Origin of the sequence: Bradyrhizobium uaiense (genome assembly GCF_010811875.1) — a bacterium.
GTDB lineage: Bacteria > Pseudomonadota > Alphaproteobacteria > Rhizobiales > Xanthobacteraceae > Bradyrhizobium > Bradyrhizobium uaiense.
Genome location: NZ_VKHP01000037.1, coordinates 1 through 24,944 on the forward strand (window position 1 = coordinate 1; position 24,944 = coordinate 24,944).

Sequence of the window (24,944 nt, forward strand, 5' to 3'; positions counted from 1 at the left end):
GCCCCAGTCCCGCGATGGTCAGCGTGCCGGTCATCGCGCCGCCTCCCTGCGCCGCCCCAACCCATGCACCAGCACGATCGCAAAATACGGACAATCGGCCTCGCCGATGTCAGCGAGCCGGGCGACGAGGCGCTGATCACGCCGGAGGTCTCCGCTGCACTCGCAACGGCGACTGACATCGTCGGCTATGCGCCCTATGTGACCCGTGTGCAGCCGCGCGACGGGCTCACGCTGCATCCCTCGGACAACCGCGTGGAATTGCAGCGCGCCGGCGAGGCGCTGCGGCTGGCGGCCGAGGGGCGGCATGTCGTCGTGGTGTCCTCGGGCGATCCCGGGGTGTTTGCGATGGCATCCGCCGTGTTCGAAGCGTTGGAGGACGCGCCGCAATGGCAAGACCTCTCCATTCGCGTTCTGCCGGGCGTGACGGCGATGCTGGCGGCGGCGGCGAGCGCCGGCGCGCCGCTCGGCCATGATTTTTGCGCGATCAACCTTTCCGACAATCTCAAGCCATGGCCGTTGATCGAGAAGCGGCTGCGGCTCGCCGCCGAGGCCGATTTCGCGATCGCGATGTACAATCCGCGCTCGGCCAGCCGGCCCGATGGTTTTGCGCGGACGTTGGAGATTTTGAAAGAGGCGGGCTGCGGCGAGCGCATCGTGATCTTCGCGCGCGCCGTTAGCACGCCCGATCAGCGGATCGAGACGGTCGAACTGCGCGACGCGCGGCCTGACATGGCCGATATGCGGACGCTCGTGATCGTCGGCAATTCAGCGACGCGGCGGGTCGGCCGCTGGGTCTATGCGCCGAGGCAGGTCCGATGACCGAGCCACTCCATCACCTGGCTCACGCTTTCCACCCGCGGCCTGTCGGGCAGATGCGGCCGCGTGATCATGATGACGGGAAGGCCGAGCGCGCGGGCGGCGTCGATCTTGGCGCGCGCGCCGGCTCCGCCGGAATTGCGGGCGACGATCCAAGCAATGCGACGCGCGCGCATCATCTCGAGTTCGCCCTCGAGCGTGAATGGACCGCGCGAGACAATGACGTCGGCATCGGGCAACGGCAGCGCTTGCTCGGGCGGGTCGACGAAACGCAGCGTATAGGCATGCTGCGGCCGAACACCGAAGGGCGCGATGTGCTGGCGGCCAATCGCGAGGAATACGCTGGCGCGGCTGTCCGGCAAAGCCGCGACCGCGGCTACGACGTCCGCGACCTCGATCCAGCGATCGCCGGAAATCTTGTCCCAAGGCGCGCGCTCGAGCGCGAGCAATGGCGTTGCGGTTTGCGCGCAGGCGGTGATCGCGTTCCGGCTCATCTCTGCCGCGAAGGGGTGCGTCGCGTCGATCACATGCGTAATGGCTTCGTGACGCAGATAATCGGCAAGCGCGCTGACGCCGCCGAAGCCGCCGATCCGGGTCGGCAGAGGCTGTTCGGCAGGAGCAGCGGTGCGGCCGCCATAGGAATAGACCGCGTCGATGCCGGCGCGGGCAATCGCGTCGGCAAGGAGATTGGCGTCGGCCGTTCCGCCCAGGATCAGGGCGCGCGTCATGAATAATCCCTGGTTGACCATCATCGGTATCGGCGAAGATGGCCTTGCCGGCCTCTCTGATGCAAGCCGAAAGGCGCTTGGTGAGGCTGAGGTGGTTTTCGGCGGCGAACGGCATCTCGCGCTGGCCGGCATCACCGGGCGTGGCCGTGCCTGGCCGGTGCCGTTCGATGCGGAGATCGTGCTTGAATGCCGCGGTCGTCCGACGGTGGTGCTCGCCTCGGGCGATCCGTTCTGGCACGGCGCCGGTGGAAGTCTCGTCGAGAAGTTGCAGGCGGACGAGTGGATCGCGTACTCCGCGCCATCGACGTTCTCGCTGGCTGCGGCGCGATTGGGCTGGCGGCTCGAGAATGTCATCTGTCTCGGGCTTCATGCCGCACCGTTCGAGCGGCTGTTACTGCACCTCGTGCGCGATGCTCGGATCATCTGCCTGGTGCGCGACGGCAAGGCGGCGTCCGATCTCTCGAGCTGGCTCACTGAGCGTGGCTGGGGGGCGTCAGCGATGTGGACGCTTTCGGCGCTCGGCGGACCGCGTGAATCCATTACGCAGCATCGCGCCGACAATTATGCAGGCGATTCCCACGGCAGCTTGGTCGCGGTGGCGTTGGAGGCGCGGGGAGCGCAGGGAATCGCGCGCAGCTCGGGTCTCCCGGACGCGCTCTTTGTACATGACGGGCAACTGACCAAGCGGCCGGTCCGCGCACTGGCGCTGTCGGCGCTTGCGCCACGGCCCGGCGAACGGCTGTGGGATGTCGGCTCGGGCTCGGGCTCGATCTCGATCGAATGGGTGCTCTGCGGCGGGACGGCGATCGCGGTCGAGGCACGCGCCCAACGCGCCGCCAATATTCGCAGCAATGCTGCGGGCTTCGGCGTGACGCATCGGATGACCATCATCGAAGGCGAGGCGCCCGGGGCCTTATCGGACCTTGCGGCGCCCGATGCCGTATTCATCGGCGGCGGCCTCGACGCGGATATGTTCGATGCGATCTGGCCGCGCATCGCGCCGGGAACGCGGCTGGTTGCACATGCGGTGACGCTCGAAACCGAGGCGCTCCTTTCCGATCTGCGCCGGCGCCATGGCGGCGAACTGATGCGCCTCGAGATTGCGCAGGCCGAGCCACTGGGCCGGTATCGCTCCTGGAAGGCCGCGCGGCCGATCGTGCAATGGAGTGCTATCAGATGAAGGTCGCGGGCTTGGGATTCCGGGGCAAAGCCAGCGTCGCATCCTTGCGCGAAGCACTCGACGCCGCCGGCGGCTCCGAAGGGCTTGCGGCGGTTGCAACGGTGAGTGACAAGGCCGATGCGGTAGCGTTGAAAGTGCTGGCACGGGAATTGGGGTTGCCGATCCGCGGCATCCCCGCCGCGACGTTGGCTGAGATCAAGACCGCGACGCAATCGGAGCTTATCAAGGCCAGGTTCGGAACGGGCTCCGTCGCTGAAGCCGCCGCGGTCGCGGCAGCAGGGCGCGGTGCGCGCCTGATCTCGGTCAGGGCGACGTCGCAGGATCGAATGGCCACCGCGGCGATCGCGGAAGGAGACGGCGAATGACGGTGCATTTCATCGGCGCAGGGCCCGGCGCCGCCGACCTCCTGACCCTGCGCGGCCGCGATCTGATCGCCTCTTGCCCGGTCTGTCTCTATGCGGGATCGCTGGTGCCGTCAGGCGTTCTGGCGCATTGCCCGAAGGATGCGCGCATCGTCAACACGGCACCGCTCTCGCTCGACGAGATCATCGCCGAGATCGCCGCGGCGCATGCCGAGGGCAAGGACGTCGCGCGGCTGCATTCGGGCGACCTCTCGATCTGGTCGGCGATGGGCGAACAGCTGCGCCGATTGCGCGCGTTGAATATTCCGTATTCGGTGACGCCTGGCGTGCCGGCCTTCTCGGCGGCTGCGGCGGCGCTGGAGTCCGAGCTGACGCTGCCGGGTCTTGCGCAATCGGTGGTGCTGACACGCACGCCGGGCAGGGCGAGCGCGATGCCTGATGGCGAGACGCTTGCGGCCTTTGCCGCGACCGGTGCAGTGCTCGCGATCCATCTCTCAATCCATCTGCTCGACAAGGTCATCGCCGAGCTGACGCCGCATTATGGCGCAGACTGTCCGGTCGCGATCGTCTGGCGCGCGAGCTGGCCGGACCAGCGCATCGTGCGCGCCACGCTTGCGACGCTCGATGCCGCCATTGGCGCCGAGCTCGAACGCACCGCGTTGATCCTGGTCGGCAAGACGCTGGGCGCCGGTGAATTCGCCGAAAGCCGGCTCTATGCGGCCGACTATGACCGCCGCTATCGGCCGGTGGGGGCGGAGCCGCGCTTTCCGGAGACAGGATCATCGCAATGACCGCGGGCCTCGTGATCTCGGCACCGGCATCCGGCGTCGGCAAGACGACGCTGACCCTGGCGTTGGCCCGTGCCTGTCGCAATCGCGGGCTGAAGGTGCAATGCCTCAAGAGCGGGCCTGATTACATCGATCCTGCCTTTCACGCGGTCGCGACGGGACGCGCGTCGGTCAACATCGATAGCTGGGCGATGGCGCGCGAAGCGATCGCCCATCTGGCAAGCCGCGGCGCGGATGCGGATCTCGTGCTGGCCGAGGGCTCGATGGGATTGTTCGACGGTGTCGCCGCGCCTGGCGTCTCCGGCACCGGCGCCACCGCCGATATTGCCGAGATGATGGGATGGCCGGTGCTGCTGGTGATCGATCCCTCCGGTCAGGCGCAGACGGCGGCGGCGATCGCCGCGGGACTGCGCGATTTCCGCGCCGGCGTGCGGCTGGCAGGCGTCGTTCTCAACCGTGTCGCCAGTGCGCGGCATGAAGCCTTGGTGCGCAGTGCCATGGAAGGCGCAGGCATTCCGGTTTTTGGCGCGCTGCCCCGGCACGCCGAGATCGCACTTCCGAAGCGTCATCTCGGCCTGGTGCAGGCCGAAGAGCAGGCTCAGATCGACGGCCTGATCGACGAAGCCGCACGCTTCGTCGTCGAGCATGTCGATCTGGACTCTGTGATGCGATCGGCGCGGGTCTGGTCGCCGCAATCGGCCGCGCTCAGCCTGGACATCACACCGCCCGGCCAACGCATCGCGCTGGCGCGTGACGCCGCATTCTCCTTCGTTTATCCGCACATGCTGGAAGCCTGGCGCGCGGCCGGCGCTGAGATCGTGACGTTCTCGCCCCTCGCCGACGAGGGCCCCGATACGGATGCCGATGTGTGCTGGTTGCCTGGTGGCTATCCCGAGCTGCATGCCGGCCGGCTGGCCGCCAACAGGCGATTTCTTGGGCAGCTGCGCACCTTTGCCGAGACGAGGCCGGTACACGGCGAGTGCGGGGGCTACATGGTGTTGGGCACAGCGCTCACCGATGCCGAAGGCGTGCACCACGCGATGGCGGGCTTGCTCGGCCTCGAGACGAGCTACGCCAAGCGCCGGATGCATTTGGGCTACCGGCGCGCCGAGCTTGCGGCACCGATGCCCGGACACGGTTTCGGGGCACGGCTGCGCGGTCACGAGTTCCACTATTCGACGATCATCGCGCAGCCGGACACGCCGCTGGCTGTGGTGCGCGATGCGACCGGCGCGATCGTTGCGGAGACCGGATCGTGGCGTGGCAACGCGACGGGGACATTCTTCCATCTGATTGCGGGGGACCGATGAGCGGAACTGTCTCCTTCGTCTCGGCCGGTCCGGGCGATCCCGAGCTCTTGACCATCAAGGGAGCCGCGCGGCTGCGCGAGGCTGACGTCGTGCTCTACGACGACCTCGCTTCGGGCGCGATCCTCGATCTCGCGCGCGCCGGTGCCAACCTCGTCGCGGTCGGCAAGCGCGCCGGGCGGCTGTCGGCGAGGCAACATCATGTCAGCCGGCTGCTGGTAGACTATGCGGCGACCGGCGTGCGGGTGGTCCGGCTGAAGTCGGGCGACGCAGGCATTTTCGGACGGCTCGAGGAGGAGATCGAGGCGCTGCGCGCGGCCGGCATCCGCTACGAGATCATTCCCGGCGTGACCTCGGCCTCGGTTGCCGCAGCGCAAGCCGGCATCCCGCTGACGCGACGGCTGACGTCGCGCCGGGTCCAGTTCGTGACCGGCGCCGATGTCACCGGCGGCTTGCCTGCGGATTTGAACTGGGCGGCGCTGGCCGATCCGGAAGCGACCACGGTCGTCTATATGGGGCGGCGCACGTTCCCGGCGCTGGCCGCAAGGCTGATCGCGCATGGCCTCGCTCCCGAGACGCCTGCACTCCTGGCAGAGTCCCTCGGCCATGCTGACGAGCGGCTTGTCCGCACCACGATTGCGGAGCTGGCCGAACAACTCACGCATGCCGGCGCTGCGACGGCGGCTGCGATCATTTTGTTCGGCGCGCTCGCGCCGGAAGACAAGTGAAGCGGCGATGTTGACGCTTTCCCTGATCGGTATCGGTTGCGGCGATCCGCGGCAGCTCACCCTTGCTGCGATCGCGGCGATCAATGACGCTGATCTGATCCTGATCCCGCGCAAGGGCACCGCGAAGTCGGACCTCGCCGAGTTGCGGCGAGCGATTTGCGCGCAAGCGCTGAGCAACGACCGCACGCGCATTGCCGAGTTCGACCTGCCGGTGCGCGACGCCGGCGAGGAGGACTACCGCAAGGGCGTCGACGATTGGCATGATGCGATCGCCGCAATCTGGTCGCAGGAAATCACACGTCATCTCGGCGGCGAGGGGCGCGTCGCGCTGCTGATCTGGGGCGATCCCTCGCTCTACGACTCCAGCCTGCGGATTGCACAGCGGCTCGACCCGCGGCCATCGATCGAAATGATCCCGGGCATCACCTCGATCCAGGCGCTGTGCGCGGCGCATGCGCTGCCGCTCAATGAGATCGGCGAGCCGTTCCTGGTCACGACCGGCCGGCGGCTGCGCGAGGGCGGCTGGCCGTCCGGCGTCGACACCATCGTCGTGATGCTCGACGGCGGCGCGGCATTCCAGACGCTGGATCCTGAGGGCCTGAAGATCTGGTGGGGCGCCTATCTCGGCATGCCCGATCAGATCATCATGGCGGGGGATCTTGCGGAGACAGGTCCGCGCATCGTCGCCGCGCGTCAGCAAGCGCGTGCGCAGCACGGCTGGATCATGGACTGCTATGTCCTGAAGCGAGCGTGATCGCGGATCGCGTCGGCACGCGATGCGTCGTGACTCTCAGGTCTTCAACCCGCGAATGGAAGGCTGGATGGTGAGGCGATAGGCAACGAGACTGTCGCCATCGAACTGCTCGAGCGTCGTCTCGCAGACCGGGCAGCGATACTCGCCCTTGCTTGCTGATCCGGATGCCAGCTCAAGGCGTCGAAATCCGGCCCCGCAGCGCGGACACGTGACGTCGTCCTTCTTCATCAACTCACCCCAGAACAACACCGTAGGTATTTTGTAACCCAGACCGCGCGGCGGAACTATGGTCATGGCCGGAGGGGCTGCGGACCATTCCTGCATGGGAATAGACGATGCGTCCTCGGCGAGCGGGAAGTGGCGTAGCCGATCGCGTGGAGCGGGTGGCCAATTTCAACGCATTCCGCAAATCCGGCAATGGGTTATGAAACGGCCTTAGAGGGTCATAGACGGTCGGACCTGGGCGACAATGATGGCTGCCATGTCGCTGTGGTCGAGAGATGCTGCGGCCGCTCAATCGCTCGGCAGCGCGATCGCCGGTGCGCGCAAGGGCACACCAGCGATCAATCGCGATCAGCCGAGATCGTCTATTGCGTGGTCAGGCGAACCACATCCGGCCCCCGCCGCTTCACGCGACTGCGGGGAAGTCGATGTCGGTGTCGTTGATGCGGTTGAAGACGTTGGTGAAGACGATGGTCGCAAACGCGAGGCTGATCTCGACCAGTTGCGCGTCGCTGTAGCCGGCGGCCTTGATCGCGGCGAAATCCGCGTCGCTGACGGTGCCGCCCGACAGCGCAAGCTTGCGGACGAAACCGATCAGCGTGTCTTGCCTGGCATCGCCGGTCGGCGCTCCATCGCGGATCTGCTTCAATGCGTCGGCGTTCACGCCGGCGAGCCTGCCGAGATGCGAATGCGCGGCGACACAGTAATCGCAGCCGCCGGCGGCGCTGATCACGAGCTTGATGATCTCCCGATCGCGCTTCGACAGGCTGCCGCCGGCCAGCACGGCATCGGCGGCGAGGATCGACTTGAGCGCGGCCGGCCCGTGGGCGGCGATGGCCGCATAGGCGTTCGGGACACTACCGGCCGCCTTCTTGATCTGGGCGTAGATCTGGCCCGACGGGCCGGTATCGGTTTCGAGATTGGGGACTGAGAGACGAGACATGGTGCAACTCCGTGTTTGGGGTGGTGAACGATTGCGCAGTGAAAATAGGATTCGGATTTGAGACATTGAATGTTCATATTGCTCGATTATATGCTCAATCGTCTCATGAACTGCCTTGGGGGGATTGGCCATGGATTGGCTCAGCCGGCTATTCGAGATGATGCCGGTGCGCGGGCGGCTCGATATTCGCTGCAGTTACAGCGTCCCCTGGCGAATCGAGCAGGGCCCAGGCGCGACCAACGAGATCCCCTATCATGCGGTGCTTGCCGGCTCGGCGATCCTGGACGATCCCGCGGGCGGACGCTCGCTGCTGCTGAAGCCCGGCGACATTCTTTTGCTGCCGGGCAACCCGTGGCACGTGATGCACGACGGCAGCGGGGCGTCACCGCTGCCCGCGCGCAATCGGGCGGCGCAGAATTTCACGATCAGCGAAAACCTCGGGTCGGACGAGCGGCTTGACCTGTTGTGCGGGCATTTCGCGATCGCACCTCCGCACGACCGCCTGTTGCGCAGTTATCTTCCGCCGCGTCTTGTCGTGCATGCCGGCGCGCGCACGGCAAAGGGGACGGCGGCGCAGCTCGCCGGACTGGTGTCCCTGATGCGCAGCGAAACGGCCGACGATCATCTCGGCGGCCACGCCATGCTGAACGCGCTGTCCACTGCAATGTTCGCGCTGGTGCTGCGGCTTGCGAGCGAGACAGATGCAACATCACAGGGGCTTCTCGACCTGGTCGGCGATCCCCGGCTCGCGCCGGCGGTGGCCGCCATGTTCAACGCGCCCGAGCGTACCTGGTCGCTGCCGGAGCTTGCGCGCCTCTGCAACATGTCGCGCGCCACGCTGGCGCGGCAGTTCCAGGAGAAGCTCGGGCGATCGGCCAGCGATCTGCTTGCCGATATCAGGATGACGCTTGCGGCAAACGAGTTGAGGAAATCATCGCTTTCGACCGGTGCCGTTGCGGAGATGGTCGGCTACCAGTCCGAGGCCGCCTTTCAGCGCGCCTTCAAGAGTCATATGGGAGTAACGCCGGCGCAGTGGCGAAAAGCGCAGCCGGAATCGGACTTGTCGATTGAGCCTGCTGCATCCGCTGATCGAAGCGGGAGTTTGCCGACTGCGGATGCGTAGAGTGTCCCTGCGCTGCGCGCAGTTTCCAGCGTGCGAGCCGGAGAGTGCGGCGGCTCCGGCGTCAGATCAGGACTTGCGATGCCTGGCGTTGACCGCGATCGCGGCGGCGGCGGTGCGGTTCTCGACCCCTAGCTTGGCGTAGATCTGCTCGAGGTGCTTGTCGACCGTCCGCGGGCTCAGGCCAAGGATCTGCGCGATGTCGCGGTTGGTCTTGCCCTTGGAGAGCCAGGACAGCACCTCGCCCTCGCGGGTGGTCAGGCCGAGCTCGCTGGAGAACTCGGCCGGCATATCGCCGCTGGTGTCCTTGGCCAGCCGCAGCAGGAACTCGTTGGGACCGAGCTTTCCCATGAACTGCAGGCGAAGCTGCTCGTTGCCGGGGAATGACGCCACGGTCGCGGTCTTCTTTCCCGCCACACCTTTCTGCGCCTGTTCAAGCCAATGCGGCATCGGCTCCGGCAGCACGAAATTGTCGGCGGCGTCGGCCAGCGTATCGGACAGCAGCCGCTGTGCCTGCGGCGTCGCCCACAGTAGTGCGCCGGCGCTGTTGACCGCGAGCAGGTAGCGGCCGGAAACGTCGAGCGCTGCGCGGGCGCTCTGTGTCATCCGCGCATTGGCGAGATGGACCCGGATCCGCGCCAGCATCTCCTCGACTACGATCGGCTTGGTGACATAGTCGACGCCGCCGGCTTCCAGCCCGCGCACGATGTGCTCGGTTTCGGCAAGCCCGGTCATGAAGATGATCGGCACGCCGTCGAGCCCGGCGTCGCGCTTCAGCCGCCGGCAGGTCTCGAAGCCGTCCATACCGGGCATCACGGCGTCGAGCAGCACGATATCGGGGGTGATCTGGTCGACGATGCGCATCGCCGACGCCCCGTCGAGCGCGACCATCACGGTCATCCCGGCGCCGTCGAGCGCATCGGTCAACAGACGCAGCGTCTCCGGCGAGTCGTCGACGACGAGCGCGACGTCGCGCTTTCTCTGTTCAATGGTCATAGCTGTGCAATGTCTTCAACGTCGCCATATATTGATCGAGATCGAACCGGTCGATCAGCGTGCGCATCTGGCCGACGAAATCGGCATGTTCGGGATGTTCGTTGCCGATCTCGTCGAGCTTGAGTTGGATCGCCCTGATATAGCCGAGTTGGCCAAGGCTGATCAGCTCTTCCACATATTTCACCGGCGGGCGCGAGCCACTCTCGGGCTTCCATTGCGGGCTCGGAGCCTGCTCGGCCTCATACTGCCACTCGATCTTGAGCAGTTGGCGGATGGTCTCGAGCAGCCGCGGGATGTCGATCGGCTTCATCAGATAGCCGTCGTGGAATGGTTGCGCCAGCGGCGCACCATGGGCCTCCAGCGCACTGGCCGAGATCATCAGGATACGTGCCTGGTGATGGCCTTCGGAGCGCAGGGTTTCCGCGACCGTCCAGCCGTCCATGCCCGCCATCGAGATATCGAGCAGGAACATGTCGGGCCGGCAATGCTGGGCCAGCGCCAGGCAGCCGGGTCCGTCCGGGGCGCTGAGCAGGATGAAGCCGAGCGGCGCCAGGATTTCGCGCAGGAGGTCGCGGTGGGTCGGATCATCGTCGGTGATCAGGATGGTCTTGCGCGGCCCGTGATAGCCGTAGACGGGAGCGTCGACCGGCGCATCGCGGCGCGGATTGGTGACCTCGGACAGCAGCAGCTTGACGCGGAATGTGCTGCCGGTGCCGACCGTGCTCAACACCTTGATGTCGCCGCCCATCACGCCCGCGAGCAGGCGGCTGATGGTCAGCCCAAGCCCGGTGCCGGTCTGCGGCTGGGTGACGCCGAGCGCGCCGCGTTCGAAGGGCGCGAAGATCCGTTCGAGATCGTCGGGCTGGATGCCCGGCCCGGTATCGATCACCTCGAACTCGGCGACAGGGCTGCGGTAGTGCACCACGAATTGCACCGCGCCGTGTTGGGTGAACTTGATCGCATTCGAGAGCAGGTTGATCAGGATCTGCCGCAGCCGCTTCTCGTCGGCATAGACCACGAGCGGCAGCACAGTCGGCCGCCTGAACACGAAGTCGATGCCCTTGGCGGCGGCTTGCAGGCGGAACATGCCGACCAGCTGCTCGAGGAAATCGTTCAGCCGCACCTCGTCGCGCGACAGATAGAGCCGGCCGGCCTCGATCTTGGAGATATCCAGAATGCCGTCGATCAAGCCCGACAGATGATCGGCGCTGCGTCGCACGACGCGCACCTGCTCGCGCGGCCGCACGTGCAGGCTATCGTCCTGCTCCAGCAATTGCGCGTAGCCGGAGATCGCGTTGAGCGGCGAGCGAAGCTCGTGGCTGAGGCCGACGACGTAGCGGCTCTTGGCGAGATTGGCCGACTCGGCGACTTCCTTGGCGCGCTGCAATTCGGCATCGGTGCGCTTGTGGGCATCGATTTCCTGGATCAGCAGCGTGGTCTGCCGGCGTGTCTCCTCTTCCGCGGCGCGCCGGCTCTGCTGCGCCAGCACGAACAGCCAGGCGACGACGCCGATGATCAGGGTCAGCGCAAAGAACACCTTCCAGAGCACGTCGGCCAATAATTCGTTGGCATGCACGGCCGCCGTCGTCTGCAGGTAGATCAGCCCGAGCACCAGCGCCACGAGCCCGGCCGAAACCGCGAACACGCCGAGGTAATGCCCGAGCTGCGAGTTGATCCGGGCGTAGATCGGTTGCGGCATTACCTTGCCCAGCGCTTCCGACACCTGCGCGCCGACCCGCCCGTGCGGCTTGCAGAGGTCGTGGCAGCGCGCGTCGAGCGAGCAGCACAGGGAGCAGATCGGGCCGGCATAGGCAGGGCATGCGGCCATGTCTTCGGGCTCGAACGCATGCTCGCAGATACAGCACTGGATCGATTCAAGGTTCTGCCAGCTCCGCTTCGGCTTGCGCGCGATGTAGTATTTGCCGTTGGTCGCCCAGGCAATCAGGGGAGCCGTGATGAAGGCGACGGCGAGCGCCACGAAGGCGGATAGCGCCTTCGCGGTCGGGCCGAACAGGCCGTAGAACGCGCTGATCGAGACCACGGTCGCAATCGTCATCGCGCCGACGCCGACCGGATTGATGTCGCAGAGATGGGCGCGCTTGAACTCAATGTGCTGCGGCCGCAAGCCAAGCGGCTTGTTGATAACGAGATCGGCCACCAGCGCGCCGACCCAGGCGATCGCGACATTGGAATAGAGCGCCAGCGTCTGCTCCAGCGCCTTGTAGACGCCGATCTCCATCAACAGCAGCGCGACCACGACATTGAACACCAGCCACACCACGCGGCCGGGATGCGAATGGGTGAGGCGGGAGAAGAAATTCGACCAGGCGATCGAGCCGGCATAGGCGTTGGTGACGTTGATCTTGACCTGCGACAGGATCACGAAGGTACCGGTCAGCGCCATCGCGAGATCCGGCTGCGACAGCACGTAGCGGAAGGCTTCGAGATACATATTCGCCGGCTCGGCCGCGTGCTCGGCCGAGACGCCGTGGCTGAGCGCGAAGAAGGCCAGGAACGAACCGGCCAGCAGCTTGAGCGCGCCGAGCACGATCCAGCCGGGACCGGCAGAGAGCAGTGCGATCCACCAGGCCTTGCGCGAGGTACGCCGGTCCCGCGGCAGGAAGCGCAGGAAGTCGACCTGCTCGCCGATCTGCGCCACCAGCGCGAACACGACGGAGGCCGCCGTGCCGAACAGCAGCAGGTCGAGATTCCCTGCGGGATCGCCGTGCTCGCCGGCGAACTTGCGCCACTCGGTGAACGAATGCGGGTTAGCCCAGGCGATCGCCGCGAACGGCATGATGTGGAGGATCACCCACAGCGGCTGGGTCCAGAGCTGGAAGCGGCTGATCAGCGTGATGCCGTAGACGACGAGCGGAATGATCACGACCGCGCTGATCAGGTAACCGATCGGCCGTGGGATGCCGAAGCACATGTCCAGCGCGCTGGCCAGGATCACCGCCTCGATCGCGAAGAAGATGAAAGTGAAGGAGGCGTAGATCAGCGAGGTGATGGTCGAGCCGATATAGCCGAAGCCGGCGCCGCGGGTCAGCAAGTCGATGTCGATGCCGCTTTTCGCGGCATGGTAGGCGATCGGCAGTCCGCAGAGGAAGATGATGACGCTGACGACCAGGATCGCGGCGGAGGCGTTCATTGCGCCGTAGTTCAGCGTGATGGTGCCGCCGATTGCCTCCAGTGCGAGGAAGGAGATCGCGCCGAGGGCCGTGTTGGCCACGCGGGCGGCAGACCAGCGCCGCGCGCTCTTGGCGGTGAAGCGCAGCGCGTAGTCTTCCAGCGTCTGGTTGGCGACCCATTGATTGTATTGGCGCCTGACGCGGTCTATCCGCTGCCGCCCTGCCACTCGTTTGAACTCCTGGTCCACGATGCGCTGATCGCGGGCAAATCCCGTACCAAAAACCTACGTCGCTATTTTGCGGTGCAGTATACGCGATCTCACGTATCAGTGCGCTGCACAAAAGTGAGCAATCCTCGCCCGATCAATAAGCGTTCTCGAACCAGATGGGGTGCTCATGTCAGACGAAACCAAACCAGGCCTGAAGTCTCCGCTCCGGCGCAAGCTCTTGATGGGAATGGCCGCATTGCCGGCCGTTTCGATGCTGGGCCGTCCCGCTTTTGCCGAAGTTCCTGCAACCTCTGCGGTCAACACTACCGGCCTTGCAGTCACCGATAGCGAAGTCACGGTCGGCATCCTGCATTCGGTGACCGGCACCATGGCGATTTCCGAGACCGGGTCGGTCGAGGCCGAGAAGCTCGCGATCGAGCAGATCAACGCCGCCGGCGGCGTGCTCGGCCGCAAGATCAAGTTCATCCAGGAGGACGGCGCGAGCGACTGGCCGACCTTCGCGGAAAAGGCCAAGAAGCTCCTGGTCAACGACAAATGCGCGGCCGTGATGGGCTGCTGGACCTCGGCCTCGCGCAAGGCGGTGCTGCCGGTGTTCGAGCAGTACAACGGCATGCTGTACTACCCGACCTTCTATGAAGGCCTCGAGCAGTCCAAGAACGTGATCTACACCGGTCAGGAAGCAACCCAGCAGATCATCGCCGGCCTCGACTGGGTCAACAAGACCAAGGGCGCCAAGAGCTTCTATCTGCTCGGCTCGGATTACATCTGGCCGCGCACCTCGAACAAGATCGCGCGCAAGCACATCGAGAACCATCTGCAGGGCTGCAAGGTGGTCGGCGAGGAATACTTCCCGCTCGGCTCGACCCAGTTCAACTCGGTCATCAACAAGATCAAGCTGACCAAGCCCGACGTGATCTACGCGATCATCGTCGGTGGCTCGAACGTCGCGTTCTACAAGCAGCTCAAGGCGGCCGGCATCGACCTGTCGAAGCAGACGCTGCTCACGATCTCGGTCACCGAGGACGAGATCGACGGCATCGGCGGCGAGAACATCGCGGGCGCCTATGCCTGCATGAAGTACTTCCAGTCGCTCGACAATCCGAACAACAAGGCCTTCGTGCCCGCGTTCAAGAAGATGTGGGGCGAGAAGACTGTGATCGGAGACGTCACCCAGGCTGCCTATCTCGGCCCGTGGCTGTGGAAATTGACGGTGGAGAAGGCGGGCTCCTTCGACATCGACAAGATCGCGGCCGCATCGCCCGGCGTCGAGTTCAAGGGCGCTCCGGAGGGTTATGTCCGGATCCACGAGAACCATCACCTCTGGTCGAAGACCCGCGTCGGACGCGCCAAGGCCGATGGCCAGTATGAGCTGATCTACGAGACCGCCGATCTCGTCGAGCCGGATCCGTTCCCCAAGGGCTACCAGTGAGGCTGCGCGCCTAAAGCGCAACTTCACCTCAACGCATCGCGGCGTGGACGTCACCGCCCACGCCGCCGATCGGGCGCCGTTTTGTCGCGGCGCATGCCCTGGATTGGAGGACGATAGATGTTCGGCGACTATTCGATCAGCGATCTCGGCGCCATCCTTGCGATGCAGGGATTTGCCGGGCTCATCCTGTTCTCCGTCTATGTGCTGATGGCACTGGGGCTTGCCATCATCTTCGGCCAGATGGGCGTCATCAACATGGCGCATGGCGAGTTCATGATCCTGGGTGCCTACGTCACCTGGATGACGTCGAACGCCGTGCAGCACGTCGCGCCCTGGCTGTTCCCCGGTTACTTCTTCATCGCGATGATCCTGGCGTTCATCACCTCCGGCGCGCTCGGCATGCTGGTCGAGTGGGCGCTGATACGTCATCTCTACAAGCGTCCGCTCGACACGCTGCTGGCGACCTGGGGCCTCAGCCTGATCCTGCAGCAGGCCTATCGCTCGATCTTCGGCGCGCGTGAGGTCGGCGTTGAGCTGCCGGAATGGATGATGGGCTCCTGGCAGGCGACCGACTCCATCCAGATCCCGATCAACGGCATGTTCGTGATGGCGTTGACGATCCTGATCACGACCGTCGTCTTCTACATCCTGTTCTGGTCGAGCTGGGGCAAGCAGGTGCGCGCCGTGGTGCAGAACCGCGTGATGGCGGGGGCCGTCGGCATCAACACCGAGAAGGTCGATCGCTACACCTTTGGGCTGGGTTGCGGCATTGCCGGCATTGCGGGCTCGGCCTTCACCATGATCGGCTCGACCGGGCCGACCGCCGGCCAGCTCTACATCGTCGACACCTTCCTGGTCGTCGTGTTCGGCGGCGCCGCTTCGCTGTTCGGCACCATCGCCTCCGCCTTCTCGATCTCGCAGACCCAGTCGACGCTGGAGTTCTTCCTGTCGGGATCGATGGCCAAGGTGATCACGCTGCTGACCATCGTCGGGATCCTGATGGTGCGTCCGCAGGGGCTCTTCGCGCTCAAGGTCCGCAAATAAGAACAAGCAGGCTGGTCATGATCAACTCGCGCTTTTTCAATCGCTCTGAACTGCTCGGCTTCCTTGCGCTCGCGGTGCTGCTGCTTCTCATCCTGCCGCTGTCGCTGGATATCTTCCGCCTCAACCTCGTTGCCAAATACCTGACCTATGCCTTCGTCGGCATCGGCCTCGTGCTGTGCTGGGGCTATGGCGGCATCCTGAGCCTGGGCCAGGGCGTGTTCTTCGGCCTCGGTGGCTACTGCATGGCGATGTATCTCAAGCTCGAGGCGTCCTCGGTTGCGAACACCAAGATCCAGTCGACGCCGGGCATCCCCGACTTCATGGACTGGAACCAGCTCACCTCGCTGCCTTTCTTCTGGAAGCCGTTCCACAGTTTTCCGGTCACGCTGCTGGCGATCTTGCTGGTTCCCGCGTTCTTCGCGCTGATCATCGGCGCCGCGATGTTCAAGCGTCGGGTCGGCGGCGTTTACTTTGCGATCATCACGCAAGCGATCGCCGCGATCCTCACCATCCTGATCGTGGGGCAACAGGGCTACACCGGCGGCATCAACGGCATCACCGACCTGCGCACACTGCACGGCTGGGACATCCGCACCGATCACGCCAAGTTCATTCTGTATTTCGTCGAGGTTGTGCTGCTGTTCGGATGCATCGTCGCCGCGCAATTCATCCGGCTGACAAAACTCGGGCGCATCCTGGTGGCGATGAGGGAGCAGGAGGATCGCGTGCGCTTCTCCGGTTACAGCGTCGCCAACTTCAAGATCTTCGCGTTCTGCGCCGCGGCGGTGTTCGCTGCGATCGGCGGCGCCATGTTCACGCTCGAAGTCGGCTTCATGTCGCCGTCCTTCGTCGGCATCGTGCCGTCGATCGAGATGGTGATCTACACCGCGGTCGGCGGCCGGATGTCGATCTTCGGCGCGGTGTGGGGCGCGCTGCTGGTCAATTTCGCCAAGACCAGCCTTTCGGAATCCTTCCCGCAGCTCTGGCTGTTCGGCCTTGGCGCGCTGTTCATCGCGGTCGTGCTGGCCTTCCCCAACGGGCTGTCCGGGATCTGGGCGGATCACATCCAGCCCCGCATCGATCGCCTGCTGTCATCGCGCAAATCGAAATCGGCGGCCGGCATGATCGCCGACGGCGCACCGGCCGAGTGAGGAGGGACCATCATGCTCGTCGGCCATCAGCCCAAGGAATTCCTGCTCGCGGTTTCCGGTCTCACCGTGTCCTTTGACGGCTTCAAGGCCGTGAACGATCTCTCCTTCTATGTCGAGGAGAACGAGATCCGCGTCATCATCGGCCCGAACGGCGCCGGCAAGACCACGGTGCTGGACCTGATCTGCGGCAAGACAAAGGCGACGTCAGGCTCGATCCAGTTCCGCGGCCAGGAGCTGACGAGATTGCGCGAGAACGAGATCGTGCAGGCCGGGGTGGGGCGCAAATTCCAGACGCCGTCGGTGTTCGAGGATCTCACCGTGTTCGAGAACCTCGAGATTTCCTTCCCGCGCGGCCGCACCGTGTTCGGCTCGCTGACCTTCCAGCGCGACGACACCGTCAAGCAGCGGGTCGAGGAGGTCGCCGAGATGATCTTCCTGAAGGATCGGCTCAATACCTATGCCGACCAGCTCAGCCACGGCCAGAAGCAGTGGCTGGAGATCGGCATGCTGCTGATCCAGGACCCGGACCTGCTGATGCTGGACGAACCTGTCGCCGGCATGAGCGTCTCCGAGCGCGCCAAGACCGCCGAGCTGCTCAACCGCATCATCAAGGACCGCTCGGTGCTGGTGATCGAGCACGACATGAAGTTCGTCGAGGACATCGCCCACAAGGTCACGGTGCTGCACCAGGGACAGATCCTGTCCGAGGGGACGATGGAGCACGTCAAGAACGATCCGAAGGTCATTGAAGTTTACCTGGGTCACTGAGGACTGGAACGATGCTGGCAATCAATGATCTTCACGTCGCCTACGGCCAGAGCGAGGTGCTGCACGGCCTTAACGTCTCGGTCGCGCCCAACGAGATCGTTGCGATCATGGGCCGCAACGGCATGGGCAAAACCACGCTGATGAAGTCGCTGATGGGCATCCTGCCGGCCAAGAGCGGCAAGGTGACCATGGATGGCACCGAACTCGGTGCGATGAAGAGCTACGAGCGGGTGGCGAAGGGTCTCGCCTATGTGCCGCAGGGCCGCATGATCTTCTCCACCATGACGGTCAGGGAGAACATCGAGACCGGGCTCGTGGTGTCAGGTGGCTCCGAGGTGCCCGGTGATATCTACGAGTTGTTCCCGGTGCTGCTCGAGATGAAGGGCCGGCGCGGCGGCAATCTCTCGGGTGGACAACAGCAGCAGCTTGCGATCGCCCGTGCGCTCGCGACCAAGCCGAAGGTGCTGCTGCTCGACGAGCCGACCGAAGGCATCCAGCCGTCGATCATCAAGGACATGGCGCGGACCCTGAAGCGGATCCGGGATGAGCGCGGGCTGTCGATCGTCGTCTCCGAGCAGGTCCTGAGCTTCGCGCTCGACATCGCCGACCGCGTCCTCGTCATCGAGAACGGCGAGATCGTCCGCGACGATCCGCGCGCCAGCGTCGATGCCGCACAGATATCAAAATACCTGTCTGTCTAACCACTAACCTCAAGGGGAGCATTGCGATGCCAGATACACTGATCAAGGTCGATCTCAGCAAGTCGGCCTATGAGAACGACAAGATCCATAACCGCTGGCATCCGGAGGTTCCGATCGTCGAGTGGGTCAGCCCCGGCGACGACTTCATCATCGAGACCGTCGACTGGACCGGCGGCTTCATCAAGAACAACGATTCCGCCGATGACGTGCGCGACATCGATCTGTCGATCGTGCACTTCCTGTCCGGCCCGATCGGCGTCGAGGGCGCCGAGCCCGGTGATCTCCTGGTCGTCGACCTGCTCGACGTCGGTCCGTTGAAGGAGAGCCTGTGGGGCTTCAACGGCTTCTTCTCCAAGCAAAATGGCGGCGGTTTCCTCACCGATCATTTCCCGCTGGCGCAGAAGTCGATCTGGGACATCAAAGGCCTCCACACCTCGTCGCGTCACGTCCCCGGCGTGAACTTCGCCGGCCTGATCCATCCCGGCCTGATCGGCTGTCTGCCCGATGCCAAGATGCTGGCGGCCTGGAACAAGCGCGAGGCCGAGCTGATCGCGACCAACCCGACCCGCGTGCCGGGCCTCGCCAATCCGCCGTTCGCGCCGACCGCGCATGCCGGCCAGGCCAAGGGCGACGTCAAGGCCAAGATCGGGCTTGAGGGCGCCCGCACCGTGCCGCCGCGCGAGCATGGCGGCAATTGCGACATCAAGGATCTGTCGCGCGGCTCGAAGATCTACTTCCCGGTCTATGTGCCGGGCGGCGGGCTCTCGATGGGCGATCTGCATTTCAGCCAGGGCGACGGCGAGATCACCTTCTGCGGCGCGATCGAAATGGCCGGCTGGCTGCACATCAAGGTCGACGTCATCAAGGACGGCGTTTCGAAATACGGCATCAAGAACCCCGTGTTCAAGCCGTCGCCGATCACGCCGAACTACAAGGACTATCTGATCTTCGAGGGCATCTCGGTCGACGAGGCCGGCAAGCAGCATTATCTCGACGTCCACATCGCCTATCGCCAGGCCTGTCTGAACGCGATCGAGTATCTGAAGAAGTTCGGCTATTCCGGCGCCCAGGCCTACTCGATCCTCGGCACCGCGCCGTGCCAGGGCCACATCTCCGGTGTGGTCGACGTGCCTAATGCCTGCGCGACGCTGTGGCTGCCGACGGAGATCTTCGACTTCGACGTGATGCCGTCGGCGGCGGGACCGATCAAGCACATCAAGGGCGACGTCCAGATGCCGATCTCGCCCGACAAGTGAATCCCTGCGCGAAGGGTGCGGGACGGTCGCGTATTGGCCGCCCCGCATCCATCGCCGGATCTCACGACAGCGCAAGGATGAGTGAAATGCCGATCTACGAATATCTCTGCAACGACTGCGGGCCCTTCACCGACATGCGGCCGATGGCGGAATGCGACCTGCCGCAGCACTGTCCGCAATGCGAGGCGACGTCGCCGCGCGTGATCCTGACAGCGCCGGCGTTCTTCTGCATGCCCTCGGAGAAGCGCAAGGCGCACGCCACCAACGAGCAGAGCCGGCACGCGCCGAAGACGCTCGATCAGTACAAGGCCGCGCACGGCCCGGGCTGCGGCTGCTGCTCCCCATCGGGAAAGAAGAAGCCGGCGCGGCTGATGACTAAGTCCAAGAGCGGCGCCAAGGGCTTTCCAACCGCGCGCCCCTGGATGATCAGTCACTGACGGCGAGGCTGGTCGTCAGGCCTGTTCGGCAACCTTCAAGGCTTCGGTGCGGATTTCCTCGACCAGCCGCTCCTTGAGCGCGACGAATTCCGGCGTGGTCTTGATCTTGTAGGAGCGGGGATGCGGCAGGTCGACCGCGATCTCCGCCTTGATGCGGCCGGGGCGCGCGCTCATGACGATGACGCGGCTGCCGAGGAAGATCGCTTCCTCGATGTCGTGGGTGACGAACAGCACCGTCTTCTGGTCGCGTTCCCAGATCCCGAGCAGCATCTCCTGCATCAGCGCCCGCGTCTGGTTGTCGAGCGCGCCGAACGGCTCGTCGAGCAGCAGGATCTTGGGATCGTTGGCCAGCGCCCGGGCAATCGCCGTGCGCTGCTGCATGCCGCCCGACAGCTGCTTGGGCCAGTGATTTTCGAAGCCCGACAGTCCGACCCGCCGGATGAAGGCGTCGGCGATATCGTGGCGCTCGGCCTGCGGAACGCCGCGCTCGCGCAGGCCGAAGGCGATGTTCTCGCGCACGGTCAGCCAGGGAAACAGCGTGTAGGACTGAAACACCACGCCGCGATCAGCGCCGGGGCCAGTGACTTCGCGGCCGTCGAGGGTGACGCGTCCGCTGGTCGGCCGGTCGAGCCCGGCGATGATCCGCAGCAGGGTGGACTTTCCGCAGCCGGAGGGGCCGAGGATGGTGACGAAGTCGTTGTCGCCGACATCGAGCGTGGTCGGTTCGAGCGCGCGGGTCGGGGCGTGGCCGGCGCGGGCGGGGAAGGTTCGCGAGACCTGATCGATCCTGAGCACGGTCATGCGAACTTCCATGGGAACAGCCAGGCGTTGAAGGCCTTGAACAGGAAGTCGGAGATCAGGCCGATCAGCCCGATGACGATGATGCCGAAGATGATTTGGCCGGTGTTGAGCAGTGCCTGGCTGTCGGTGATCATGTGTCCGATGCCCGACGACGAGCCGATCAGCTCGGCGACGATGACATAGGTCCAGGCCCAGCCGAGCACCAGCCTGAGGATCTCTGCGATCTCGGGCGCGGCGGAGGGCAGCAGCACGCGGCGGATGATGCCGCTGTCGCGCGCGCCGAGCGTGTAGGCGGCCTCGACCAGGTCGCGCCGCGTGGCGCCGACAGTGACGGCCACCATCAGGATGATCTGGAACACCGCGCCGATGAAGATCACCAGCAGCTTTTGCAGCTCGCCGATGCCCGCCCACAGGATCAGCAGCGGGATGAAGGCCGAGGCCGGCAGATAGCGCGCAAAGGACACGAACGGTTCGAGGAAGGCCTCGACCGGCTTGTAGGCCCCCATCAGCACGCCGAGCGGCACCGCGATGACGGCGGCAAGGGCAAAGCCGCCGATCACGCGCCAGATCGTCATTCCGATGTCGAACAGGAAGCCTTGCCTGGCGAGCAGCTCATAGCCCTCCTGCACCATCGTGAGCGGGTTGGCGAGGAAGGTCTTCGACACATGGCCGCCGAACGTTGCCCACGACCAGAGGGCGACGAACAGCACGAAGAAGGCGAGACCATAGGCCACGCGCCGCTTCGATGTGGTGGGTTCGAGGGGACGCATCAATTGATCCGGGCGTATCTCATGCGCTGATCCCGCCCGCGGTGTTGCGAGGCGGGATCGGCCAAATTCGTTGCTGGGCTACTTGATGAAGCTCGCGTCGTAGATGTCTTCGATCTTCGGCGCGGCTTTGATGATGCCGACCTCGAGCAGCAGCTCCGCGGCGTCCTTGTTGAAGGTGAGGAAGTCTCCGGCGAAGAACTTCTGGTTGGCGGCCTTGTCCTGCCAGCGCAGATACTTTGCCGAGTTGCCGAACTGCTCGCCGGACTGCTTCACGTCGGCGCCCATGATCTCGTAGGCCTTGGCCTGATCCTTGGCGATCATGTCGAGCGCCTCGAAATAGCTGTTGGCCAGCGCCTGCGCCGCCTTCGGATTGTCGGTCAGGAATTTCGGGGTGCAGCCGAATGTGTCCATCACGATCGGATAGTCGAGTGTGGTGGCGATGATCTTGCCCTTGTCGGGCGCGGCCCGCACCGTCGATAGGTAAGGCTCGTAGGTCATCGCGGCGTCGTTCTGGCCGGAGACGAAAGCCTGCGCCGCAGCAGCAGGCTCCAGGTTGACCACGGTGACGTCCTTTACCGTGAGGCCGTTCTTCTTCAGCATCCAGGCCAGCGCGAAATAGGGCGAGGTGCCCGGCGCCGATGCCGCAACGGTCTTGCCCTTGAGGTCCTTGATCGCGGCGACGTCATTGCGCACGGCCATGCCGTCGGCGCCATAGCTCTTGTCAAGCTGGAAGATCTGCTTGGTCGCAACGCCATTGGCGTTCCAGGAGATCCAGGTCTCCACCGTCGTCGCGGCGCACTGGATGTCGCCCGAGGCAATCGCGAGATGGCGGTCCTTCTGCGGGATCTTCTTCAAGGTCACGTCGAGGCCGTTCTTCTTGAAGATGCCGGCTTCCTTGGCGAGCGTCAGCGGCGCGAAGCCGGTCCACCCGGAGATGCCGACGCCGACCTTGACGTCATCCGCTGACGCGGCGGTGGACGCGAGCAACACTGCGATTGCAGGCAATAGCTTGAACGAAAGCATGATTGTCGACCCCTTGAACGATGGATTGAACCCAGTTGATGTCGTCATGTCAGTGATGTCTTCACGTCAGTCGCGGCGGATTGCCGCACGAAGCCTGTCGGCGGATGGTGGCCCATGATGCATTGCATGAAATATGCCGCGCAAGGCGTCCTCAGCCTCCCTTGAAGCGAGCCACCAGCCGGTGCGTCTCGCCTGGATAATGCAGCCGCACCGCCGTCACCGTGCGTGCGCTGCGCCAGGTGTAGCGGTCGATCACGAGACAGGGCGAGCCGACAGCGATGTGGAGCGCCTTGGCTGTGCGATCGTCTGCAACGACAGCGCTGATCGTATGTTCGGCCTCGGTCCACGGCACGTGATGCAGCAGCCACGATCCCGGCGGTTCGTGTGAAAAGTCCGCAGTTGCGGCCTCCGGAACCGTGGAGAGATCGATCAGCCTGTCCTCGACGGCGAATGGAACATTGTCGGCGCTGTGCCGGCAGGCGATCACGATCACCTTGCCTGCCGTGCTCACGCCGAGCCGGGCGCGATCGGCTGCGGTCGCGGTGCGTCGCCGGCAATCGATCAGTTGATAGCCGTAGCTGCGGCCGAGCGCGGTGATCTCGGCGCGGATGTCGGCGATCTTGAGCACCGCCGACAGATGCTGCGGACGGCGCACGAATGAGCCGGCGCGCCGCCGCCGCTCGATCAGATCGGCCTGCGCCAGTTCCGACAGCGCCTTGTTCACCGTCATGCGCGAGCAGCGATAGCGCGCCATCAACTGGTGCTCGAAGGGAATGCGGTGGCCCGGCGGCCATTCGCCGGTCAGGATCCGCGTCTCGATGTCGAGCCGGATCCGCTTGTAGAGCGTCGGTTTTTCGGCGGCGCCCGGTCTGGCCTGATCGGAAGCGAGGCTCATGCCACGAGCCTTCGGACGCACGCATTGAACCGCTCGCGTGCCATGTCGCGCAACCGGTGCCGTCCGCCGGCGACAACCTTGTCGCCGCCGGCCCAGACGCAATCGATCGCGTCGCCTCCGGCTGCAAACAGCCAGCCATCGAGGACGGCATCGCCCAATCGCCCCGCCAGGGACGGGTGTGTGGTGCCGAGGCTGACGATGTCGGCGCGCGCGCCGGACACAAGCCCGGCGTTGGTTTGCGCCAGAGCCTGCGCGCCGCCCGCGAGCGCGTGATCGAACAGAGCGCGGCCGGTAGATGCGCCGAGACGCCCCGAGAGCACGTTGCGCTCGCGGTGCTTCAGCCGCTGGCCGTATTCGAGTTGGCGAAGCTCGTCGGCGACGCCGATCAGCACGTTGGAATCGGTCCCGATGCCGAACCGGCCGCCGGCGGCGAGGAATTCGCGCGCGGAAAAGATGCCGTCGCCGAGGCTTGCTTCGGTGACGGGGCAGAGGCCGGCCACGGCGCCGCTGCGGGCGAGCGCTGTGACTTCCTGCTCCGTCATGTGGGTTGCGTGAATCAGGCACCAGCGCTGATTGACCGGGGCGTTTTCGAGCAGCCATTGCACCGGCCGTTGGCCTGACCAGGCCATGCAATCTTCGACCTCACGCACCTGTTCGGCGGCGTGGATGTGGATCGGCTCCGCCCCGGCAAGCGGGATGATCGCCGCCAGCTCGTCGGGCGCCACTGCGCGCAGGCTGTGCGGGGCAACGCCGATGTTGGCGCCAGGGAGAGTCCGGATCGCCTCGCGCGAAGCTGCCATCAGCGCGGCGAACTGATCGACCGAGCAGATGAAGCGGCGCTGCCCGGCATGCGGTGCTGCGCCGCCGAAGGTGCCGTGGGCATAAAAGCTCGGCAGCAGCGTGAGCCCGATGCCGGAGGCATCAGTCGCCTCCGCAATGCGCACGGCCATCTCGGCAGGATTGGCGTAGGGCGAACCGTCGCGATCGTGGTGGAGATAGTGAAACTCGCCGACGCGGGTAAAGCCGCGCTCGAGCATCTCGACATAGAGCAGCGTCGCAACGGCTGTGACATCGTCCGGCGTCATCGCTAGCGCAAAGCGATACATCGTCTCGCGCCAGGTCCAGAACGTATCGGTCGTATCGCCGCGCAATTCGGCAAGGCCGGCCATGCCGCGCTGAAATGCGTGGCTGTGCAGGCTCGCCAATCCCGGAACCGCCAATTGGTGGCGTTCGTCATCGACGGCGGGCGCAACGCCCGGCGTTACTGAGGCGATCGCGCCGTCGGCGATGACGACTTGCACATCATTGGCCCAGCCCGCAGGCAGCAGCGCGAATGCGAAATGCAGGCGTGTCATTTTTCCATG

25 protein-coding genes are annotated in these 24,944 nt (G+C 65.1%); 15 read left to right on the plus strand and 10 right to left on the minus strand.

What is annotated here, in order from left to right; genetic code table 11:
• The first annotated feature begins 63 nt into the window (after positions 1–63).
• The gene (gene cobJ / locus FNJ47_RS11850; RefSeq protein ID WP_163153252.1) at positions 64–819 is read left to right on the plus strand and encodes a precorrin-3B C(17)-methyltransferase; all 756 of its coding nucleotides are present in this window, start codon (positions 64–66) and stop codon (positions 817–819) included.
• On the opposite strand, the gene FNJ47_RS11855 is transcribed toward cobJ, so the two are convergent.
• Positions 795–1,544 carry a cobalt-precorrin-6A reductase gene (locus FNJ47_RS11855; RefSeq protein WP_163153253.1) on the minus strand — a complete coding sequence of 250 codons (750 nt, stop codon included), beginning with the start codon at positions 1,542–1,544 and terminating at the stop codon, positions 795–797. The genes cobJ and FNJ47_RS11855 overlap by 25 nt on opposite strands.
• Here FNJ47_RS11855 and cbiE point away from each other — a divergent pair.
• Genes cbiE through cobF form a run of 6 tightly spaced genes read left to right on the plus strand, consistent with a single transcriptional unit; the run spans position 1,543 to position 6,663 of the window.
• Positions 1,543–2,724 (plus strand): precorrin-6y C5,15-methyltransferase (decarboxylating) subunit CbiE, encoded by a 1,182-nt coding sequence (gene cbiE, locus FNJ47_RS11860; protein ID WP_163153254.1) that lies wholly within the window; start codon positions 1,543–1,545, stop codon positions 2,722–2,724. The two genes, FNJ47_RS11855 and cbiE, sit on opposite strands and share 2 nt — an antisense overlap.
• Positions 2,721–3,089 carry a cobalamin biosynthesis protein gene (locus FNJ47_RS11865; protein WP_163153255.1) on the plus strand — a complete coding sequence of 123 codons (369 nt, stop codon included), beginning with the start codon at positions 2,721–2,723 and terminating at the stop codon, positions 3,087–3,089. Before cbiE ends, FNJ47_RS11865 begins: the two co-directional genes overlap by 4 nt.
• Positions 3,086–3,877 carry a precorrin-4 C(11)-methyltransferase gene (cobM, locus tag FNJ47_RS11870; protein ID WP_163153256.1) on the plus strand — a complete coding sequence of 264 codons (792 nt, stop codon included), beginning with the start codon at positions 3,086–3,088 and terminating at the stop codon, positions 3,875–3,877. The genes FNJ47_RS11865 and cobM overlap by 4 nt, the downstream gene beginning before the upstream one ends.
• Entirely contained in the window at positions 3,874–5,184 is a 1,311-nt protein-coding gene (locus FNJ47_RS11875) for a cobyrinic acid a,c-diamide synthase CobB (protein WP_163153257.1), read from the plus strand. Before cobM ends, FNJ47_RS11875 begins: the two co-directional genes overlap by 4 nt.
• Positions 5,181–5,909 carry a uroporphyrinogen-III C-methyltransferase gene (cobA, locus tag FNJ47_RS11880; RefSeq protein WP_163153258.1) on the plus strand — a complete coding sequence of 243 codons (729 nt, stop codon included), beginning with the start codon at positions 5,181–5,183 and terminating at the stop codon, positions 5,907–5,909. Before FNJ47_RS11875 ends, cobA begins: the two co-directional genes overlap by 4 nt.
• A 7-nt stretch (positions 5,910–5,916) precedes the next feature.
• Positions 5,917–6,663, plus strand: a complete 747-nt coding sequence (gene cobF / locus FNJ47_RS11885; protein WP_163153259.1) for a precorrin-6A synthase (deacetylating) — start codon at positions 5,917–5,919, stop codon at positions 6,661–6,663.
• Between the two features lie 36 nt (positions 6,664–6,699).
• Here cobF and FNJ47_RS11890 read toward each other — a convergent pair whose 3' ends face one another.
• Both FNJ47_RS11890 and FNJ47_RS11895 read right to left on the minus strand, forming a co-directional pair.
• Positions 6,700–6,957 carry a hypothetical protein gene (locus FNJ47_RS11890; protein WP_235999838.1) on the minus strand — a complete coding sequence of 86 codons (258 nt, stop codon included), beginning with the start codon at positions 6,955–6,957 and terminating at the stop codon, positions 6,700–6,702.
• Positions 6,958–7,291: 334 nt separating this feature from the next.
• Positions 7,292–7,828 carry a carboxymuconolactone decarboxylase family protein gene (locus tag FNJ47_RS11895; RefSeq protein ID WP_163153260.1) on the minus strand — a complete coding sequence of 179 codons (537 nt, stop codon included), beginning with the start codon at positions 7,826–7,828 and terminating at the stop codon, positions 7,292–7,294.
• A gap of 130 nt (positions 7,829–7,958) precedes the next feature.
• On the opposite strand from FNJ47_RS11895, the gene FNJ47_RS11900 reads away from it, so the two are divergent.
• Entirely contained in the window at positions 7,959–8,951 is a 993-nt protein-coding gene (locus FNJ47_RS11900; protein ID WP_163153261.1) for an AraC family transcriptional regulator, read from the plus strand.
• A gap of 66 nt (positions 8,952–9,017) precedes the next feature.
• On the opposite strand, the gene FNJ47_RS11905 is transcribed toward FNJ47_RS11900, so the two are convergent.
• Complete coding sequence (locus tag FNJ47_RS11905) at positions 9,018–9,944, minus strand: response regulator transcription factor (RefSeq protein ID WP_163153262.1); 927 nt, start codon at positions 9,942–9,944, stop codon at positions 9,018–9,020.
• Positions 9,934–13,302, minus strand: coding sequence for an ATP-binding protein (locus FNJ47_RS11910; protein ID WP_163153263.1), 3,369 nt, complete (start codon positions 13,300–13,302; stop codon positions 9,934–9,936). The genes FNJ47_RS11905 and FNJ47_RS11910 overlap by 11 nt, the downstream gene beginning before the upstream one ends.
• A 169-nt stretch (positions 13,303–13,471) precedes the next feature.
• Here FNJ47_RS11910 and urtA point away from each other — a divergent pair, with 169 nt between their 5' ends.
• The 7 genes from urtA (at position 13,472) to FNJ47_RS11945 (ending at position 20,091) form a co-directional block, all read left to right on the plus strand.
• On the plus strand, positions 13,472–14,734 hold the full coding sequence (gene urtA / locus FNJ47_RS11915) for an urea ABC transporter substrate-binding protein (RefSeq protein ID WP_163153264.1): 1,263 nt from the start codon (positions 13,472–13,474) through the stop codon (positions 14,732–14,734).
• 117 nt (positions 14,735–14,851) lie between these two features.
• Positions 14,852–15,778 (plus strand): urea ABC transporter permease subunit UrtB, encoded by a 927-nt coding sequence (urtB, locus tag FNJ47_RS11920; RefSeq protein ID WP_163153265.1) that lies wholly within the window; start codon positions 14,852–14,854, stop codon positions 15,776–15,778.
• A gap of 17 nt (positions 15,779–15,795) precedes the next feature.
• The gene (urtC, locus tag FNJ47_RS11925) at positions 15,796–16,929 is read left to right on the plus strand and encodes an urea ABC transporter permease subunit UrtC (RefSeq protein WP_163153266.1); all 1,134 of its coding nucleotides are present in this window, start codon (positions 15,796–15,798) and stop codon (positions 16,927–16,929) included.
• A 12-nt stretch (positions 16,930–16,941) separates the two neighbouring features.
• Positions 16,942–17,697, plus strand: a complete 756-nt coding sequence (gene urtD / locus FNJ47_RS11930) for an urea ABC transporter ATP-binding protein UrtD (protein ID WP_163153267.1) — start codon at positions 16,942–16,944, stop codon at positions 17,695–17,697.
• 11 nt (positions 17,698–17,708) lie between these two features.
• Positions 17,709–18,398, plus strand: coding sequence for an urea ABC transporter ATP-binding subunit UrtE (gene urtE / locus FNJ47_RS11935; RefSeq protein ID WP_163153268.1), 690 nt, complete (start codon positions 17,709–17,711; stop codon positions 18,396–18,398).
• A 26-nt stretch (positions 18,399–18,424) separates the two neighbouring features.
• Positions 18,425–19,654: a formamidase gene (gene fmdA, locus FNJ47_RS11940; RefSeq protein ID WP_163153269.1), complete on the plus strand. Its 1,230-nt coding sequence runs from the start codon at positions 18,425–18,427 to the stop codon at positions 19,652–19,654.
• 86 nt (positions 19,655–19,740) lie between these two features.
• The gene (locus tag FNJ47_RS11945) at positions 19,741–20,091 is read left to right on the plus strand and encodes an FmdB family zinc ribbon protein (protein ID WP_163153270.1); all 351 of its coding nucleotides are present in this window, start codon (positions 19,741–19,743) and stop codon (positions 20,089–20,091) included.
• Between the two features lie 15 nt (positions 20,092–20,106).
• On the opposite strand, the gene FNJ47_RS11950 is transcribed toward FNJ47_RS11945, so the two are convergent.
• The 5 genes from FNJ47_RS11950 to FNJ47_RS11970 form a co-directional block, all read right to left on the minus strand.
• Complete coding sequence (locus FNJ47_RS11950) at positions 20,107–20,892, minus strand: ABC transporter ATP-binding protein (RefSeq protein ID WP_163153271.1); 786 nt, start codon at positions 20,890–20,892, stop codon at positions 20,107–20,109.
• Complete coding sequence (locus FNJ47_RS11955) at positions 20,889–21,662, minus strand: ABC transporter permease (RefSeq protein ID WP_163153272.1); 774 nt, start codon at positions 21,660–21,662, stop codon at positions 20,889–20,891. The genes FNJ47_RS11950 and FNJ47_RS11955 overlap by 4 nt, the downstream gene beginning before the upstream one ends.
• 78 nt (positions 21,663–21,740) lie before the next feature.
• Entirely contained in the window at positions 21,741–22,685 is a 945-nt protein-coding gene (locus FNJ47_RS11960; protein ID WP_163153273.1) for an ABC transporter substrate-binding protein, read from the minus strand.
• Between the two features lie 151 nt (positions 22,686–22,836).
• Entirely contained in the window at positions 22,837–23,580 is a 744-nt protein-coding gene (hutC, locus tag FNJ47_RS11965; protein WP_163153274.1) for a histidine utilization transcriptional repressor HutC, read from the minus strand.
• The gene (locus FNJ47_RS11970) at positions 23,577–24,935 is read right to left on the minus strand and encodes a formimidoylglutamate deiminase (RefSeq protein ID WP_163153275.1); all 1,359 of its coding nucleotides are present in this window, start codon (positions 24,933–24,935) and stop codon (positions 23,577–23,579) included. The genes hutC and FNJ47_RS11970 overlap by 4 nt, the downstream gene beginning before the upstream one ends.
• Positions 24,936–24,944: the final 9 nt, after the last annotated feature.